Genomic DNA, 16,285 nt, shown 5'->3' with positions numbered 1-16,285 from the left:
TGATCTCCAGCACCAGCGCCGACTTGCGTCGCGCCGTCCAACGTTTGATTTCCTCTTCCATCATCAAGCTCATAGGTGTCTCCTTTGAAAAATAACACCTGAGCAGGAAATCACTGGGTCATTACACAGGCACTGATGTCTGGTTGCACGTGGTTTGCGTGGATGTTTCCGAGGACGGGTTTCCGCAACGGAACGGAAGTGAGCGTTGGCAGAAATTGGCAGGTTGAGAGCGGGCCCGTAGGCCGGACGCCCACAAGCCGATGGGCTATGTTCCAAGGTGTTTCCAGAGAAGGGATGGCATGAATCCGCACATCGATACGCTGATCGACTTCTGGCGCGAGGTGGTCGCCGACGGGCGCTGGATGCGCAAAGACGATGCCTTCGACCAGCTGTTCCGCGACAGCTTCCTGGACCTGCACATGGACGCCGCCAGGCGCCGCTGCGACGACTGGATTGAAAGCCCGGACGGCGCACTGGCGTTGATGGTCCTGCTCGACCAGTTTCCCCGCAACGCGTTCCGCGGCACCGCGCACATGTACGCGACCGATGGATTGGCGTGCATGTATGCCCGGGAAGCGGAGCGCAGGGGCTGGCTGGACCAGGTGGAGGAGGGTTTCCGGGTGTTCTTTATTTTTCCGTTCACGCATTCCGAAAACCTGGCCGACCAGGGGATGTCGATCAGCCTGAGCGCGCGGATCAGCGAGGAGCGCGCGCAGCGGGTCAGCGGGCACCGCGACATCATCCGGCGTTTCGGCCGCTTTCCACATCGCAATCCGGTGCTGGGCCGTGAGCACACCCGCGAGGAAAAAGCATTTCTGGCCGAGGGCGGGTTTTCCGGCTGACCCGGCCCGCCACCTGACCCCGTTAAAACGCGTGCAGGCGCTGGCCGCTCAGAAGCGCCAGGTGGCCCGCACGTAGATATCGTCATCCCTGCGCGCGCCTGCGGCGGTGACAGGCAGGTCGATCTCTTCGCGACGCCGCAGCCGTGCATCCAGCTGCCAGGCTGCCGTGGCCTGCCAGACCCAGCGCACTTCGGTCAGCTTGTCGTTGGGCCGGAAGTCGCTGGACAGCAGCCAGCCGTCGGCGACCCGGCCGTGGACGATGCCCAGGTTGTGGCTGGGCAGGATGTCCATGAAGTTGAGCGAGGCCTGCCATGAGAGCGAGTCGGCGTCTCCTGTGCCGGAGTTCATCGGCTCGCGGCGGGGCGTATTGGGGGCGTACCCAAGTTCACCGCCGAGCCGCAGCTTCGTTCCGGCTTCCCCCAGCGGCCACTGTGCGGTGGCCTTGGCGGTCACGGCGAGATAATCCTCGTTGCGCGGATCCGCCACCCCGTACGGGTGCAGGGCCGACGGCAGCCAGTTGAGCGTGACCGCGCGCTGGATCAGCGGGCCCACCGGGGTTTTTGATTCGGCAACCGCCAGCACGCCGATGCGCGAATCACTGTCGCTGAATTCAAGCGGCCGGCGCAGGGAGCCGGTAGGTCCGCGGCGGTCGTTGTGGCGCACCACCAGATGCGTGGTCCAGTCCTCGCTGGCCTTCCACTGCAGCCAGGCGCCGTCGGTCCAGGTGATATCGAAGTTGGGGCTGTCGTTCTGGTCGAGCGACTTCTTCATCACGTCGTCCAGGCCCCACGCTGTCTGGAAGCGACCGACCCGCAGGCTCCACGGCGCCTCGGCCGGGCGGTACTCCAGGTACGCCTCGTCGATCGTGCCCTGGCCGTCTTCCAGTCCGGCAGGGCCCGGTGCGTAGGTACGCATCCAGAACTCCTCGTTGTCCTGGTCGGTGTCCAGCCGCGCGGCCATCCGGCCGCTGAAGTGCCAGCCGCCGCCCAGGTCGCCGCGCAGGCGCAGGCGCGCGCGGGCGCGCAGGCTGTCGGCATCGGACTCGGCGCCGCTGCGGGCGCGGGTTTCGGAGGCGACATAGCCCAAGCGCACGTCGCCGCTGACCTGCCAGTTGTCGTTGGCGTGGACGCCGCCGGCCATCAGTGCCAAGGCGATGGCAACGACGATGCGTTGGCAGGGGGCGGAAACGCGCCGCGTGGCCGGATGGTTGGGACGACTCTGCATGTGGGGCCTCCAGACGATGTGGCACCGGGCATCGGGAAGTCCGATTGCCCCGGACCATATCGGCGACTTTGCGCCCGAGTCGCGGCGTGCATCTTGATCTGGATCAACCTCCCCGCTGATATGTAGCGCGGGTTGACCCGCCGTTCGACAGTTATTCGGTGCCTGTCGGTGCCGGCCGAACCGAGCTGCCCCTGGTGCCGGGAGCAGCAACGTGAATGAAGCCGACGTCCTCCGCCAAGTGGCAGGCATTGCAGGTGGCGGTGAGTCGCTCGAAGGTCTCTTCGAAGGCTGCAGGATCGCGGGCGCTGATTGCTTCTTCCACAGCTTCCAGCGCCGGGTCGAGCATGGCCGCGCTTTGCGCGCGTGCCGGGCGCCGCTGCAGGCCGGCTTCGAGCGCCTCCTCGATTTCCTCGATCTGGTAGGCCGCGTATTCCCAGTTGCGGTCTTGGCCGGCGAAGTACAGCTCGCCGTAACGATGATCGACCTCAAGCATGGTGATACCGAATCCGCGCAGCTGGTCGGCCACCGTTTCAAGACGCTCGTTGACTGAGCCCTGCAGCCAGCTGTCGGCCGGCGCGCTGTCTTCGGCGGTGACGGCCGTCGGTGCGCTGGTGGTCGCGGTGCAGGCGGCCAGGGCGACTGTCGCCAGCGCGATCAGGCTGCCGCGAAATAACAGGTTGTCCATGGTCGTTCTCCTGCCAGTGATGTTGGAAGGGTGAACGCATCACTGCGTCCATTCAGGCCGGGCGGGCGTATGCCGCTTTTGGCTCGTGCACGTCGGTGCCCGAATCGCGCTGGATGCGCTCGCGCAGCCAGGCGGCGAAGTCGGCTTCGGGCAGACTGCCTTCGGCCAAGGCGACCATGGCGACGTACTTGTCCTCATCGGTTGCTGCCACGGTCATACCGTTGAGGACCAGGAACGCGCGGTAGCAGACATGGGCGGTGCGCTTGTTGCCGTCCACGAACGGGTGGTTGCGGGCCAGTCCGTAGGCAAGGCTCGCCGCCAGGTCGGCGAGATCGGGCGGCGGATGACCATATGCATACAGCTGTTGCGGCCGGGCGAGTGCGGAATCAAGCAGGGATTCATCGCGCACTCCGGCACTGCCGCCATGCTCGCTGAGCTGGCGATCGTGGATGGCGAGCGCAAACGGCTTTTCTATCCATCTGATCATGGCCGCCTCCTATTGCGCGAGCTTGCGCAGCACAGCACGGTCCTCGCGCATGATCCGCTCGGCGACCTCCATCTGCTCAGCCAGGGCCGGATCGAACGCGGTCAGCTTGATGCCGTCCGGCGTTTCCAGCGCAAACAGCTCGTCGCCCTTTTGCAGGCGCAGGCGGGCAAGCAGTTCCTTGGGCAGGATGATCCCGGCGGAATTGCCGACGGTGGTGATCTTGAGTTTCATGACGGGTCCCGGCTGCGGAGGTTATAACGTAAGTTATATCAGCCGTTCCCCGCCCGCAACCGCGAAGTGCCGCCCGTTTACTGAGCGGTCCGTGCCTGGCCTTCGTCGCCGGACACGCCAAAGCGCCTGCGCAGGGTGCTGGCCAGGCTGGCGCGGGTGAGCTCGCCCATGTGGGTGTCCACCAGCCGGCCGTCGGCGTCGAAAAACAGGGTGGTGGGCAGCGCGCGGGAGCCGGTGTCGCGCATCACGGTGGAGCGTGGATCGAGCAACACATCCCGCAGGGTCAGGCCCTGCTGCTGCAGGAACGCCTGGATCTCCTCACCGCCCTCGCCCTGGTTGACCAGCACGAAGGCCACGCCCGGATAGCGCTGCTGGGCGTCTTCAAGCACCGGCATTTCGCGCCGGCACGGCGGGCACCAGGTGGCCCACAGATTGAGCGCGATCGGCTGGCCGGCGTAGGCGTGCAGCGTGGCCGGGCTGCCGTCGAGGGCGGCCAGGGTCAGGTCCGGCAGCGGCGGCGCCGAGCGATGCAGCAACGTCAGCGTGCCGGTGAATGCCAGCCACGTCAGCATGCCGGCGGCAATCCCGGCCAGGACCGGCTTGCGCAACGGCCGTGCACCACTGGTGCGCCACCACGCAAACGCGAGGGCGACCGGCAGGCCGACCCACCACAGGAAGCCGCCGTCGCCGATGGCAATGAGCGACATCGGGGCGGCGGCGTATTCCGGCCACCAGCCGATCACGAACCCCAGCCGTGCCGCCAGCAGACCAACCAGTGCGGCATCGATGAACCGCGCGCCGGCAAGCTTGTGCGGCGACTCCGGCAGGCGCCTGGCCCAGGCGCGCACCAGCAGCCAGCCGGCCAGCAGCGACAGCGCGACGATGACGGCGCTGATGGGGAACGGTCCGACTGAATTCATGCGCTCAACGATACTGCTTCAGGTAGCGGGCTTCGAAGCGCTGCTTGAGCCAGTGGAAAGCACGCGTGCGCGGCAGGGCGAGGTTTCGCTTGCCGCTGCGGTAGACGAGCATGCCGGCGTCGAGGGTGTCGACGATGCATGCCAGCTCGGCCTTGAAGCCGTGCATCGCAGGTGCTCCGCGCAACTCGGCGGCGATGTTCCTGGCTACCGCCCGGGCCTGCAGGTCGGCCTGATGGGCCTGCTTGGCCATCCAGTCCGGACCCGGGTAGCTGCCGGCGTCCCCGGCCACGTAGACCTGCTCCATGCCGCGCACCCGGCAGGTGGCCTCGGCGGCGATGAAGCCGCCTCCCGACAGCGGCAGCTTGCTGCCCTCCAGCCACGCTGGGCCCGTGAGGCCCGGCATGAACAGGATCAGGTCGGCGTCGAAGCCGCCGCCTTCGGTCTCCACCCGTGTGGGCGTGAAGCCGAGCGGCTTGTGGCCAAGGTGGGTCTCGATTCCCAGCGCCTGCATGCGGGCCAGCATCTTCTTCACCGCAGTCGGGCCGAGCCGCTTTCCGGGCTGTTCGGAGGGATTGAAAAACACCAGCCGGAACCGCTCGCGCCGACCCTGCTTTCGCAGCAGGGTGTCGATACCGAACAGGAACTCGAACATCGGCCCGCCGCGCACCGCGCCCGGCTCATTCGGGTTGGTCGCAAAGCCCACGGCGATGGTGCCGCCGTCCATTTCAGCCAATCGGTCACGGATTGATTCGGCCGCAGCAATGCCCTCGCAGGGGATGGTCGCGTGCTCGATGCCCGGCAGTTTGCGCAGGTAGCGCCCGCCGGTGGCGATCACCAGGAAGTCGTTCTCCACGGTGCCGGTGTCGGTAACCACGCGGCGGCCGCCTTCGAGCACCCGCTGCACGCTGCCCTGGTGCCAGCGTGCGTCGTGGCGCTGGAAGAAGTCGGCCAGGGGAATGCGCAGGTCGTCGCCGGTTCGTTTGCCAGAAGGAACCCAGATCAGGCTCGGCAGGTACACCAGCTCGCAGCGCGGCGAGACGACGGTGATCGGATTCGGCACGCCCTGGCTGCGCAGGTCGCGCACGGTGGACAGCGCTGCAAAGCCGCTGCCGAGGATGACGATCTGCTTCATGGCAAGGCCTCCTGCGGCGCCGGACCCTTGCGGGTGATGAGGGCAAAGTACAGCAGCGGAATGACGATCAGGGTCAGCACGGTGGAGACCAGGATGCCGAAGATCAGCGAGATCGCCAGGCCGTTGAAGATCGGATCGTCGAGGATGAAGAACGCGCCGGCCATGGCCGCCAGCGCGGTCAGCGCGATCGGTTGGGCGCGGACCGCGCAGGCGTCGATCACTGCCTGTGCCGGTGCGCGCCCGCGCGCAAGCTCGTGGTTGATGAAGTCCACCAGCAGGATCGAGTTGCGCACGATGATCCCGGCCAGCGCGATCATGCCGATCATGCTGGTGGCGGTGAACTGCATGCCCAGCAGCGCGTGGCCGGGCATCACTCCGATCACGGTCAGCGGGATAGGCGCCATGATCACCAGCGGCAGCGCGTAGTTACGGAAGTACGCGACCACAAGCAGGTAGATCAGCAGCAGGCCGGCGGCGTAGGCGATGCCCATGTCGCGGAAGGTTTCATAGGTGATCTGCCACTCGCCGTCCCACTTGATCGAGAACCCCGCGGTGTCGGCGGGCTGGGCGATGTAGTGCTGCGCCAGCCACTCGCCGTCGATGGCGTTGTCGGCCACCTGTCCCACCAGGTTGAACATGCCGTACAGCGGGCTGTCCAAGCGGCTGCTTTCATCGCCCATCACGTACACCACCGGCAGCAGGTCCTTGTGGTGGATGGCACCGTCCCAGCCGGCCTGTTCCATGCTGGTCAGCTCGGACAGCGGTATCAGTTGGTCATCGCCGCCGCGCACGCGCAGCGACAGCATGCCGTCGAGGTTGACCCGGTCGGCGACCGGCAGGCGCAGGCGGATGGGGCGCGGGTACTTTGATCTGTCGTCGATCAGGTACGTGGCGTCATGGCCCGACAGCCCGGCGGCGATGGTGTCGGCGATCGCCGATTGCGACACACCCAGGCGCGCGGCGCGCTCGCGGTCGATCACCAGCACCTCTCGCGCGGCGTCGGCTTCCACGCTGGTGTCCACGTCAACGACGCCATCGGTGGCGAGGAAGCGCTGCTCCAGCGCCAGCCCGACCCGGCGCTGCGCTTCGTAGTCCGGACCGTACACTTCAGCGACGATCGGCGAGAGCACCGGCGGGCCGGGCGGCACTTCGACCACTTTCACCGAGGCGCCGTGGCGCACGCCGACTTCCGCCAGCGCGGGCCGCAGCGCAACGGCGATGTCATGGCTCTTGCGGCTGCGCTCGCGGCGGTCGACCAGGTTCACCTGCAGGTCGCCAACGTTTGCCCCGGTGCGCAGGTCGTACTGACGGACCAGGCCGTTGAAGTTGATCGGCGCAGCGGTGCCGGCGTAGGCCTGCCAGTCGCGCACCTCCGGTACCCGTGCCAGCACCACCGACAGCTCGGTGAGCAGGGCGGCGGTGTCCTCCAGGGTGCGGCCTTCGGGCAGGTCCACCACCACCTGCAGCTCGGACTTGTTGTCGAACGGCATCATCTTCAGCACCACCAGCTGGAACACCGCCAGGCTCGCCGCCAGCACCACCAGCCCGGCCATGGAGGCAAACAGCAGGCCGCGCCTGCGGCCGCCGCGTTTCGAGTCGAGGAAGGGCGTCATCAGTCGTTCGAACAGCGTATGCAGCCGCGCGGCCATGCTGCCTGCGGCGTGACCGCTGCCGGCCTGTGCGTTGCCGGGACCGCAGGTCGGGGCTGCGCCCCCGACGCCCCGCGCATCCTCCGGTCCGGCGTGCGCGATATCGCCACCGTGGCGCCTCAGCAGCTTCAGCGAAAGCCACGGCGTCACCACCAGCGCGATGATCAGGGACAGCAGCATGCCGACCGAGGCGTTGACCGGGATCGGCCGCATATACGGGCCCATCAGCCCGGTGACGAAGGCCATCGGCATCAGCGCCGCGATCACGGTGAAAGTGGCCAGGATCGTCGGGCCGCCAACCTCGTCCACCGCCGGCGGGATCGCTTCACGCAGGGACTTGCCGCCGCGGGCCATGTGCCGGTGGATGTTCTCCACCACCACGATCGCATCGTCGACCAGGATGCCGATGGCGAAGATCAGCGCGAACAGTGACACCCGGTTGAGGGTGAAGCCCATTGCCCAGGACGCGAACAGCGTGGTGGCCAGGGTCAGCACCACCGCGCTGCCAATCACGATCGCCTCGCGCCGGCCCAGCGCGAACAGCACCAGCAGCACCACCGAGGCGGTGGCGAAAAACAGCTTCTGGATGAGGGTCCAGGCCTTGTCACTGGCGGTCAGGCCATAGTCGCGGGTGACGGTGATTTCCACGCCGTCCGGAATGACCTGGCCGCGCAGGGCCTGGACCCGGTCGAGCACGGTGCGGGTGATGTCGGAGGCGTTGCTGCCGGGCTTCTTGGCGATCGCCAGCGTTACTGCCGGTGCCATGCCGTCGGCGGGACCCGCCTGCCCGACCGGCGCGCCGTGCCAGACGTAGCTTGATGGCGTATCGGTGGTGTCGTGCACGTTGGCCACGTCCTGCAGCCGCACGGGCTGGCCCCCGGATACGCCCAGCACCAGGCTGGCAACGTCGTCGCGATCGGCCAGGAAGCGGCCGGAAGTGACCTGCACCACGCCGTCTGTGCCTACGCGCTCGCCGGCCTGGCGGGCCAGATTGGCCGCCTGCAGCGCACCGGCCAGGTCCTCGACCGCAAGGCCGTGGCTGGCCAGGCGCGCCGGATCCAGCGTCACCATCACCGCGCGCTCGGGTGCGCCGATCGTGTACACGTCGCGGGTACCGGGGATGCGCTTGAGCTCGGTTTCCAGCGAGTGCGCCACCTCGGCCAGCGCGTGCGCGCCGCGGTCCGCATCATCGGTCCACAGGGTCAGCGCCATCACCGGCACGTCGTCGATGCCCTTGGGCTTGATGACCGGCTGGCCCACGCCCAGGTCTGGCGGCATCCAGTCCTGGTGCGAGAACACCTTGTCGTACAGGCGGACCAGCGCCGGCTGGCGCTTCACCCCGACCTGGAACTCGACCGTGGCCACCACCATGCCGGGGCGGCTGATCGAGTACACGTGCTTGACCTGTTCGATCTCCGAGAGCACCTGCTCCAGCGGGTAGGCGACCATCTGTTCGACCTGGCGCGCGCTGGCGCCCGGGAAGGGCACGATCACGTTGGCCATGGTCACGTCGATCTGCGGCTCTTCCTCGCGCGGGGTGATCATCACCGCGACCACGCCCAGCAGCAGGCCGAGCAGGGCCAGGATCGGGGTCAGCGGATTGGCCTGGAACGTGCGGGCGATGCGCCCTGAGATGCCCAAGCGGGGAGGCTCCGGTCGCGTGGTCATCTCACTTGTCCTCGCGTGCCGCGACCAGTGCCTGACGCGCTGCCACCGGGTCGGCGGCGATGGTCTCGCCGGGTTGCAGGCCGGCGATTACTTCGACATCTCCGTTCCAATGCGCGCCCAGGCGGAGCTGGCGCAGTGCCAGGTGGCCGTCGGCCAGTACGTAGGCGGCATTGACCTCGCCGCGGACCGCCACGGCCGTCGCCGGCACGCGCACGAATGCGCTGCCCTGCAACGACGGGAAGACGACCTTGGCGGTGGTTCCCGGCGCCGGGGCGGCGTGAAGTTCCGGCAGGTCCAGCCGTACCCGCACCGCATGACTGGCGGCGTCGGCGGCGGGGAATACCGTCACGCGTGCGGCCTCGACGCTGACGCCCTCACTCAAGCGGATCATCGCAGCGGGTGCGGCGCGGATAGCCGCGGCGTCGGACTGCGGCACGCTCACTTCGATCCGCAGCGCTGCGGGCGCAAACACCGTCATCAGCGGCTGGCCGTTGCCGATGCTTTCGCCCGGCTCCACCAGGCGCGATGCGACCACGCCGGCATAAGGCGCGCGCACCACGGTGTAGTCGGCCTGCTGGGCGACATTGTCGAGCTGGGCGCGTGCGGCATCGCGTGCGGCGGTGGCCGAATCGCGCATCGCCTGCATCTGTTCAAGCTGGGCCCTGGACACGTACTGGGCCTGCGACAGCTCCTGGTAGCGCCGGTAGTTGCCCTGGGCCTCCTGTGCGGCGGCTTCGGCGGCGCGTAGCTGGGCACGGGCGGTTTCCACCCCCGCCCGCTGTTCCACCGCGCTCAGGCGCACCAGCACCTCGCCGGCGCCCACCGGGTCGCCGACATCGCGCAGTACCTCATCCACGCGGCCGCTGGTCTGGGCAGTCAGGGTGGCCTGGCGCACCGCCTCGACCACGCCGTCCCAGGCGCGGCCGCCGGCAGCGTCGCTGGCGGGCACCACCAGGGTGTCCAGGCCGTTGATCACGGGCGTCTCGCGCGCGTCATCCACACCCGAGCAGGCCGCCAGTGCAGTGGCCAGCAGCAGGGGAGTCAGCGTGCGCGCGGCACGTGCAGGCCGGGTCGGATGGGCGGGTGCGTGGGTCATCGCAGGCGCCTTATTTGAACGCGCAGCCGCTGCGCACGCCCAGCTTGCGGAACACCATGGCCGCCGGACAGAAGCCCGTGAACGCGGACTGCAGCAGGTTGAGACCGACGAAGGCGGTCAGCAGCAGCCACCACGGCGAGAGGAAGTGGGCCAGCGCAAGGCTGGCCAGGATCATGACGCCGGCGAAGGCAAAGATGGCGCGGTCGAGGTTCATGGCGGTCTCCGGGAGGGGTCAGCCGGACGTCGTGTCCGGATCCATAAATTAGCATTGACTTATATTAGAGTCAACTGATATGTTGCTCTTGCCCAGCCACCTCCGGAGGCCCGGAACAGGCTGCAGATCCAGGTGAATGTCAGATGCAGAAAGATTCGCTCCCGCCAGGCATGGACCCCCAGTCCATGCAGAGGCATTCCGGCGAAGCGACGCGGCTGCTCAAGGCGCTGGCTAATGAGCGCCGACTGCAGGTGCTGTGCCTGCTGGCCGGGGGTGAGTACTCGGTGGGCGAGCTCAATGAGCGGCTTGATCTCAGCCAGCCTGCGCTGTCCCAGCACCTGGCGGTACTGCGCGAAGAAGGTCTGGTTGCGACCCGCCGAGAAGCCCAGACCATCCATTACTCACTGGCCCCCGGCCCGGCGGCCGCGGTGATTGCAACGCTGCACTCCGCGTATTGCGAGCGCCCGGGATCTGGCGGAACCGCCAACCCATCATCATGAGGAACCATTCCAATGTCCGCGATTGATTCGTATACCGATCTGAACCGCGCCGTGTCGAAGAATCTGGCCCCGCTGCGCACGCACAACGCGCAGGTCATGGAGGGCTTTGGCGCGCTGAGCAAAGCCGCGCTGGCGCCGGGCGTGCCGGATGAGAAGACCAAGGAGTTGATCGCGATGGCGATCGGCGTGGCCAGCCGCTGCGACGCCTGCCTGGGCTTCCACGCCCGGGCGTTGGTGCGCCTGGGCGCCACCCCGGAGGAGTTCCGGGAAATGCTGGGCGTGGCCGTCTACATGGGTGGAGGGCCGTCGCTGATGTACGCGGCCAATGCGTTGGCGGCATACGAGGAATTCAGCGACACAAAATAAACCCGACTGAGGGTCTTAATACTCACTTAATCCAAGCGGGAAATAATTCCCGGGTTTTGGTTCTATTTTGCCGCTCCGGGGCCGTTGATTTGAATCAACGCGGGGGCTCCCGGGATACACACAATGGCCTTGAGAATACTGATTCAGGCCAATGAGATGCATGTGGAGAAAAGGTCGATGAAATCGGCAGAGCATCCCCCCGGCAGGCGCGGCTTCCTGCAGGGACTGGTGGCCATGGCGACCGCCTTCGGCGTGTCCAGCGGGGCCAGTGCAGCGCTGCCGGGGGAGCGGCTTTTTCAGCCCAGCCGGCGTCCAGGCATGGAGGGCAAGCGATTCGGAATGCTGGTCGACCTGCGCAAGTGCATCGGTTGTCAGGCCTGCACGGTGAGCTGCACGGTGGAAAACCTCCCGCCGGTCGGCCAGTTCCGCACCACGGTGCTGCAGTACGAAGTCGACAGGGACGATGGCAGCGCGCCTGCCATGGTCAGCCTGCCGCGGCTGTGCAACCACTGCGACAACCCGCCCTGTGTGCCGGTGTGTCCGGTGCAAGCCACCTTCCAGCGCACCGACGGGATCGTGCTGGTCGACAGCGAGCGCTGTGTCGGCTGTGGATATTGCGTGCAGGCCTGTCCCTACGACGCGCGGTTCATCAACAAGGAGACGCAGACGGCTGACAAATGCACGTTCTGCGAGCACCGGCTTGAGGTGGGGTTGCTTCCGGCCTGCGTGGAAAGCTGCGTGGGCGGGGCCCGTGTCATTGGCGACCTCAACGACCCGGACAGTGAGATCAGCAGCCGCATTGCCGCCAACAAGGACGACATCAAGGTGCTCAAGCCGGGCATGCAGACCGCACCCCATGTCTTCTACATCGGCTTGCCGGATGAATTCGTCGACGGCGTTGATGGCCAGGCCACCGTGCGCCTGGTCGCCGATCACCTGTAACCGGAGCGGGCCATGCATATCACTGAACTGTTGACCCCCGCCTACGAAGTCGCCTGGCTGCCCTGGGCGGTGCAGTACTTTTTCCTGGCCGGGGTGGCCACCGGCGCGGCGCTGCTGGCCGCGTGGTGCGTGTGGGGGCCTGAAGGCAGCCGCCGGCGCAGGCTGCTGCCCGCGGTGCTGTTCACCCTGGCTGTCACTGCCTTGGCCGCGCCGTTCTCGCTGCTGGCCGACCTGCACCAGCCGGCACGCTTCTGGCACTTCTACGCGTACTTCACTCCGTGGTCCTGGATGTCGCTGGGCTCGCTGCTGATGCCGGCCTTCGTGGGCCTGTCCCTGGCCACGTGTGCGAGCTGGTGGCTGCGCAGGCTCAACTGGGCCCGCTGGCTGGCACCGCTGCTGGTGCTCTCGGCGCTTGGCGTGGTGGTGTACAGCGGCGGGGAAATGATGGTGGTCCGTGCCCGGCCGCTGTGGAACACGGTCTGGGTGCCGGTCAACCTGACCCTGACGGGCTGGCTGGCGGCCGTGGGTGCAATCTTCATCCTCGAACGCTTCCTGCCCGCCGAACTGCGTCCGGGCGCCGACGGCCTGCAACTCCTGCGCCTGTCAGGCCTGGGGCTGGCCGCAGCGCTGGTGGTTGCAGCGCTGACCTGGGCCGTAATCGGGCTCACCGTGGGCAGCGCGTCCTTCAGCCAAGCCGTGTACCTGTTCAACAGCTTCCCCGTGTGGCGCACCACGATGGTGGGTTCGGCCATCGGTGGGGTGGCGGTGGTGGTGGCACTGCTGGCAGGGCGCAGGCTGCTGCAGCACAAGGGCTACACGCTGGCACTGGGCCTGGCACTGGCCGCAGCCGCGTGGATCTTCCGCTGGGCGCTGTTCATGGGGGTGCAGAGCGTGCCCAAGTACGGCGCCGGCCTTTACATCTACAGCATGCCGCTGGGCGGCGACGGACTGATGGGCATGCTCGGCATCGCCGGCCTGTGCATCGCGCTGGTGGCGATACTGGGCTGGGCGCTGGAGCTGTTCCCGCCCGGCGACGGGGCTGCGCCAGACCACTCGGCCGCTGCCCCGGCAACTTCATCCCACGGCCTACAGGAGCCATCCCATGGCTGACAGGAACAATCCTCCTCCCTCCGATGACGACGACAAGCAGGCGCCCGGGCACGATCGCCGCCGCTTCCTGCTGCGCGGCGGCGCGATCGCCGGCGGGCTGACCGCCTTTGCGGCCGGCTACGGCGGAACCGTTGCCCGCGGTGTGCAGGGGCTGGCTACCGGCAGCTCCGGCGAGGTGGCCAAGGACGCCCTGCGTGGCAAGTCGCTCACCCCCGAATTCCGCATCGATCCCGTCACTGGCGCGCTGAGCACCCAGCCCGGCCAGGTGGTCAGTCCTTCCAGTTGCCTGGGCTGCTGGACCCAGTGCGGCGTGCGTATCCGCGTGGACGTGGAAAACAACCAGATCATCCGCATTGCCGGCAACCCGTACCACCCGCTGTCCACGACCCGGCCCGCGCCCATGGAAACGCCGGTGCGCGAGGTCTACGCCATGCTCGGCGGCGACAGCGGCCTGGAAGGCCGCGCCACCGCCTGCGCGCGCGGCTCGGCCATGATGGAACATCAGAAGGCACCGCACCGCGTACTGGCGCCGCTCAAGCGCGTCGGGCCACGCGGCTCTGGACAGTGGGAGACCATTTCCCTGGAGCAGCTTGTCAAGGAGATCTGCGAAGGCGGCGACCTGTTCGGCGAAGGACATGTGGATGGCCTGGCTGCCATCCGCGATGTGGAAACGCTGATCGACCCGGACAATCCGGAGTACGGTCCGCGCTCCAACCAGCTGCTGATGACCGACTCGGCCAACGAGGGTCGCACGCCGCTGATCAACCGCTTTGCACGCCAGTCCTTCGGCACCGTGAACGTGTCCAACCACGGCTCCTATTGCGGACAGAGTTACCGCGTGGGCACGGGTGCAGCGCTGGGTGATCTGGTCGGAATGCCGCATGGCAAGCCGGACTGGAAAAACTCCCGCTTCGGGCTGTTCATCGGTACCTCGCCGGCGCAGTCGGGCAACCCGTTCCAGCGCACCGGGCGGGAGCTGGCCGAAGCGCGTTCGCGGCCGGAGAACGCCTACCGCTATGTGGTCGTCTCGCCGATGCTGCCCACCTCTTCCAACCACGCGTCGGGCGACAACAGCCGCTGGCTGCCGGTCAAGCCCGCGTCCGACCTCGCCCTGGCGATGGGCCTGATCCGCTGGATCATCGACAACGAACGCTACGACACCGGCTTCCTCGCCCAGCCAGGCCCGGCCGCCATGCAGGCCGCCGGCGAGGCGGCGTGGAGCAACGCCACCCACCTGCTGGTCAACGATCCGGATCACCCGCGCTACGGCCAGTTCCTGCGCGGCGCCGACATCGGCCTGCCCGTGCCGGCTCCGGCCGATGACGGCACCCCGACCGATGATGTCTACGTGGTGCAGGCGGCCGATGGTTCGCTGGTTGCCCACACCCAGGCCGCGCCCGCCGAGCTGCTGGTCGAGCGCGAACTCGACCTGCCAGGCGCCGACGGCGAAGCTCCGGCTGCGGTGGCCGTGTGCAGCGCATTCGCCAAGCTGCGCGCCGAGTCCCATCGCAGGAGCCTGGCCGAATACTCCGAGCTGTGCGGCGTGCCGGTGAAGGAGATCGAGGCGCTGGCGCACGAATTTACCAGCCATGGAAAAAAGGCCGTGGCCAACTCGCACGGCGGCACCATGAATGGCTCGGGCTTTTACACCGCCTATGCCATCGCGATGCTCAACAACCTGGTCGGCAACCTCAACGTCAAGGGCGGCTGGGTGATGGACGCCGGCCCGTTCGGCCCGTTCGGCCCTGGCCCCCGCTACAACTTCGCCCGCTTCGAGGGCGCGGTGCAGGCCAGCGGCGTGGCCCTGTCGCGCAACCGTTTCCCGTACGAGCGCACCAGCGAGTTCAAGCGCAAGCAGGAGGCCGGGCAGAACCCGTACCCCGCACAGGCACCGTGGTATCCCGCCGTCGGCGGCATCTCCAGCGAGATGCTTGCTTCCGGGCTGGCCGGCTATCCGTATCCGGTCAAGGCGTGGATCAACCACATGAGCAACCCGATCTATTCCATGTGCGGGTTCGAGAACGCGCTGGCGGACAAGCTCAAGGATCCAAAGCGGCTGCCGCTGTTCGTCTCGGTGGATCCTTTCATCAACGAAACCTCCGCCCTGGCCGACTACATCGTGCCCGACACCGTCACCTATGAAAGCTGGGGCATCGGCGCGCCGTGGGCGGACGTGGTGGCGCGCAGCAGCACCGTGCGCTGGCCGGCGGTGGATGCCGCTACCGTGCGCACGGCCGACGACAAGCCAGTGAGCTTTGAGAGCTTCATCTTCGCTATGGCGCGCGAGTTGGGCCTGCCCGGCTTCGGCAAGAACGCCATGAGTACCCGTGACGGCGAGCCGTTGGACCTGGAGTCGGCCGAGGATTTTTACCTGCGCGCGGTGTGCAACATCGCCTACCAGGCAGGCGCACCCGTGCCCGAGGCCAGCGACGACGACATCGAGATCACTGGCCTGACCCGCTGGATGCCGGAAGTGGAAAAGCGGGTGAAGCCCGAAGAGGTCCGTCGCGTGGCCATGGTGATGAGCCGGGGCGGGCGCTTCGACCGGGTCGAGGATGCCTGGGACGGAGAGCACCTGAAGATCAAGCCCTCCGCCCCGGTCACGATCTGGAACGAGGGCCTGGCGGCGATGCGCCACTCGATGAACGGCGAGCGCTACAGCGGCTGTCCCACCTGGTATCCCACCCGCCTGGCCGACGGCACGCCCATGCGCGAGCAGTTCGACGAGCAGCAGTGGCCGCTGCACATGACCTCGTACAAGTCCAACCTGATGAGTTCAATGTCGATTGCCGCCTCGCGCCTGCGCCAGGTGCATCCGCACAATCCGATCAGCATCAACCGCGATGACGCCGCTGAGCTGGGTATCGTCAACGGCGACCAGGTGGAAGTGAGCACGCCCGGTGGCAGCCTGCAGGGCGTGGCGCTGGTGCGTGGCGGCATCGCCCGCGGCGCCGTGGCGATAGAGCACGGCTACGGCCACAAACAGCTGGGCACCGTATCGCACCTGGTGGATGGCAAGCCCACGCATGCCAACCCGCAGCACGGCCAGGGCGTGAACCTCAACAACCTGGGCTTCGCCGATCCCACCCGTCCCGGAAAGGACAACGTGTGGATCGACTGGGTTTCCGGCGCGGTCGTGCGCCAGGGCCTGCCGGTACGGGTCAGCAAGGTGTGACATCGCAACAGGGCAGGCGCGCCTGGCGCCTACCTCCCCATTTC

The 16,285-nt window shown here is 67.5% G+C and carries 15 protein-coding genes and 1 pseudogene; 6 read left to right on the top strand and 10 right to left on the bottom strand.

The features are described from left to right. Positions 1-73 (bottom strand): annotated as a pseudogene (locus WCE59_RS12425) (DUF1153 domain-containing protein); the annotation flags it as partial. A gap of 226 nt (positions 74-299) precedes the next feature. On the opposite strand from WCE59_RS12425, the gene WCE59_RS12420 reads away from it, so the two are divergent. After that, positions 300-842 (top strand): DUF924 family protein, encoded by a 543-nt coding sequence (locus WCE59_RS12420; protein ID WP_343259095.1) that lies wholly within the window; start codon positions 300-302, stop codon positions 840-842. A gap of 48 nt (positions 843-890) precedes the next feature. Here WCE59_RS12420 and WCE59_RS12415 read toward each other — a convergent pair whose 3' ends face one another. The 9 genes from WCE59_RS12415 to WCE59_RS12375 form a co-directional block, all read right to left on the bottom strand. After that, positions 891-2,066 carry a porin gene (locus WCE59_RS12415; protein ID WP_343259094.1) on the bottom strand — a complete coding sequence of 392 codons (1,176 nt, stop codon included), beginning with the start codon at positions 2,064-2,066 and terminating at the stop codon, positions 891-893. 151 nt (positions 2,067-2,217) lie between these two features. Next, complete coding sequence (locus tag WCE59_RS12410; protein WP_343259093.1) at positions 2,218-2,751, bottom strand: hypothetical protein; 534 nt, start codon at positions 2,749-2,751, stop codon at positions 2,218-2,220. Between the two features lie 52 nt (positions 2,752-2,803). Then, complete coding sequence (locus WCE59_RS12405; protein WP_343259092.1) at positions 2,804-3,238, bottom strand: type II toxin-antitoxin system death-on-curing family toxin; 435 nt, start codon at positions 3,236-3,238, stop codon at positions 2,804-2,806. Positions 3,239-3,247: 9 nt separating this feature from the next. Next, on the bottom strand, positions 3,248-3,469 hold the full coding sequence (locus WCE59_RS12400; protein WP_343259091.1) for an AbrB/MazE/SpoVT family DNA-binding domain-containing protein: 222 nt from the start codon (positions 3,467-3,469) through the stop codon (positions 3,248-3,250). Positions 3,470-3,546: 77 nt separating this feature from the next. Continuing rightward, on the bottom strand, positions 3,547-4,389 hold the full coding sequence (locus tag WCE59_RS12395; protein ID WP_343259090.1) for a TlpA disulfide reductase family protein: 843 nt from the start codon (positions 4,387-4,389) through the stop codon (positions 3,547-3,549). 4 nt (positions 4,390-4,393) lie between these two features. Next, the gene (locus tag WCE59_RS12390) at positions 4,394-5,521 is read right to left on the bottom strand and encodes an NAD(P)/FAD-dependent oxidoreductase (RefSeq protein WP_343259089.1); all 1,128 of its coding nucleotides are present in this window, start codon (positions 5,519-5,521) and stop codon (positions 4,394-4,396) included. Continuing rightward, positions 5,518-8,838 (bottom strand): efflux RND transporter permease subunit, encoded by a 3,321-nt coding sequence (locus tag WCE59_RS12385; protein WP_343259088.1) that lies wholly within the window; start codon positions 8,836-8,838, stop codon positions 5,518-5,520. Before WCE59_RS12385 ends, WCE59_RS12390 begins: the two co-directional genes overlap by 4 nt. A gap of 1 nt (position 8,839) precedes the next feature. Further along, positions 8,840-9,934 (bottom strand): efflux RND transporter periplasmic adaptor subunit, encoded by a 1,095-nt coding sequence (locus WCE59_RS12380; protein WP_343259087.1) that lies wholly within the window; start codon positions 9,932-9,934, stop codon positions 8,840-8,842. Positions 9,935-9,944: 10 nt separating this feature from the next. Continuing rightward, positions 9,945-10,148, bottom strand: coding sequence for a YgaP family membrane protein (locus WCE59_RS12375; RefSeq protein WP_343259086.1), 204 nt, complete (start codon positions 10,146-10,148; stop codon positions 9,945-9,947). A 185-nt stretch (positions 10,149-10,333) separates the two neighbouring features. Here WCE59_RS12375 and WCE59_RS12370 point away from each other — a divergent pair, with 185 nt between their 5' ends. The 5 genes from WCE59_RS12370 (at position 10,334) to WCE59_RS12350 (ending at position 16,241) form a co-directional block, all read left to right on the top strand. Beyond that, entirely contained in the window at positions 10,334-10,648 is a 315-nt protein-coding gene (locus WCE59_RS12370) for an ArsR/SmtB family transcription factor (RefSeq protein ID WP_343259085.1), read from the top strand. Positions 10,649-10,660: 12 nt separating this feature from the next. Next, positions 10,661-11,014 carry a carboxymuconolactone decarboxylase family protein gene (locus WCE59_RS12365; protein WP_343259084.1) on the top strand — a complete coding sequence of 118 codons (354 nt, stop codon included), beginning with the start codon at positions 10,661-10,663 and terminating at the stop codon, positions 11,012-11,014. Between the two features lie 177 nt (positions 11,015-11,191). Then, complete coding sequence (gene dsrO / locus WCE59_RS12360; protein WP_343259083.1) at positions 11,192-11,956, top strand: sulfate reduction electron transfer complex DsrMKJOP subunit DsrO; 765 nt, start codon at positions 11,192-11,194, stop codon at positions 11,954-11,956. 12 nt (positions 11,957-11,968) lie between these two features. Further along, on the top strand, positions 11,969-13,066 hold the full coding sequence (gene nrfD / locus WCE59_RS12355) for an NrfD/PsrC family molybdoenzyme membrane anchor subunit (protein WP_343259082.1): 1,098 nt from the start codon (positions 11,969-11,971) through the stop codon (positions 13,064-13,066). Next, the gene (locus WCE59_RS12350) at positions 13,059-16,241 is read left to right on the top strand and encodes a tetrathionate reductase subunit A (protein ID WP_343259081.1); all 3,183 of its coding nucleotides are present in this window, start codon (positions 13,059-13,061) and stop codon (positions 16,239-16,241) included. Before nrfD ends, WCE59_RS12350 begins: the two co-directional genes overlap by 8 nt. Positions 16,242-16,285 lie beyond the last annotated feature (44 nt).

Source organism: Luteimonas qiangzhengi (genome assembly GCF_039548515.1).
In the GTDB taxonomy this organism is placed as follows: Bacteria; Pseudomonadota; Gammaproteobacteria; order Xanthomonadales; family Xanthomonadaceae; genus Luteimonas.
Note: the sequence above shows the minus strand (reverse complement) of the source record. Positions and strands in the feature narration are given on the sequence as shown.

Bases quoted from the DNA above. Each gene is read 5' to 3' on its own strand.
- WCE59_RS12420 (WP_343259095.1), top strand. From the start codon at position 300: ATGAATCCGCACATCGATACGCTGATCGACTTCTGGCGCGAGGTGGTC.
- WCE59_RS12415 (WP_343259094.1), bottom strand. From the start codon at position 2,066: ATGCAGAGTCGTCCCAACCATCCGGCCACGCGGCGCGTTTCCGCCCCC.
- WCE59_RS12410 (WP_343259093.1), bottom strand. From the start codon at position 2,751: ATGGACAACCTGTTATTTCGCGGCAGCCTGATCGCGCTGGCGACAGTC.
- WCE59_RS12405 (WP_343259092.1), bottom strand. From the start codon at position 3,238: ATGATCAGATGGATAGAAAAGCCGTTTGCGCTCGCCATCCACGATCGC.
- WCE59_RS12400 (WP_343259091.1), bottom strand. From the start codon at position 3,469: ATGAAACTCAAGATCACCACCGTCGGCAATTCCGCCGGGATCATCCTG.
- WCE59_RS12395 (WP_343259090.1), bottom strand. From the start codon at position 4,389: ATGAATTCAGTCGGACCGTTCCCCATCAGCGCCGTCATCGTCGCGCTG.
- WCE59_RS12390 (WP_343259089.1), bottom strand. From the start codon at position 5,521: ATGAAGCAGATCGTCATCCTCGGCAGCGGCTTTGCAGCGCTGTCCACC.
- WCE59_RS12385 (WP_343259088.1), bottom strand. From the start codon at position 8,838: ATGACCACGCGACCGGAGCCTCCCCGCTTGGGCATCTCAGGGCGCATC.
- WCE59_RS12380 (WP_343259087.1), bottom strand. From the start codon at position 9,934: ATGACCCACGCACCCGCCCATCCGACCCGGCCTGCACGTGCCGCGCGC.
- WCE59_RS12375 (WP_343259086.1), bottom strand. From the start codon at position 10,148: ATGAACCTCGACCGCGCCATCTTTGCCTTCGCCGGCGTCATGATCCTG.
- WCE59_RS12370 (WP_343259085.1), top strand. From the start codon at position 10,334: ATGCAGAGGCATTCCGGCGAAGCGACGCGGCTGCTCAAGGCGCTGGCT.
- WCE59_RS12365 (WP_343259084.1), top strand. From the start codon at position 10,661: ATGTCCGCGATTGATTCGTATACCGATCTGAACCGCGCCGTGTCGAAG.
- dsrO (WP_343259083.1), top strand. From the start codon at position 11,192: ATGAAATCGGCAGAGCATCCCCCCGGCAGGCGCGGCTTCCTGCAGGGA.
- nrfD (WP_343259082.1), top strand. From the start codon at position 11,969: ATGCATATCACTGAACTGTTGACCCCCGCCTACGAAGTCGCCTGGCTG.
- WCE59_RS12350 (WP_343259081.1), top strand. From the start codon at position 13,059: ATGGCTGACAGGAACAATCCTCCTCCCTCCGATGACGACGACAAGCAG.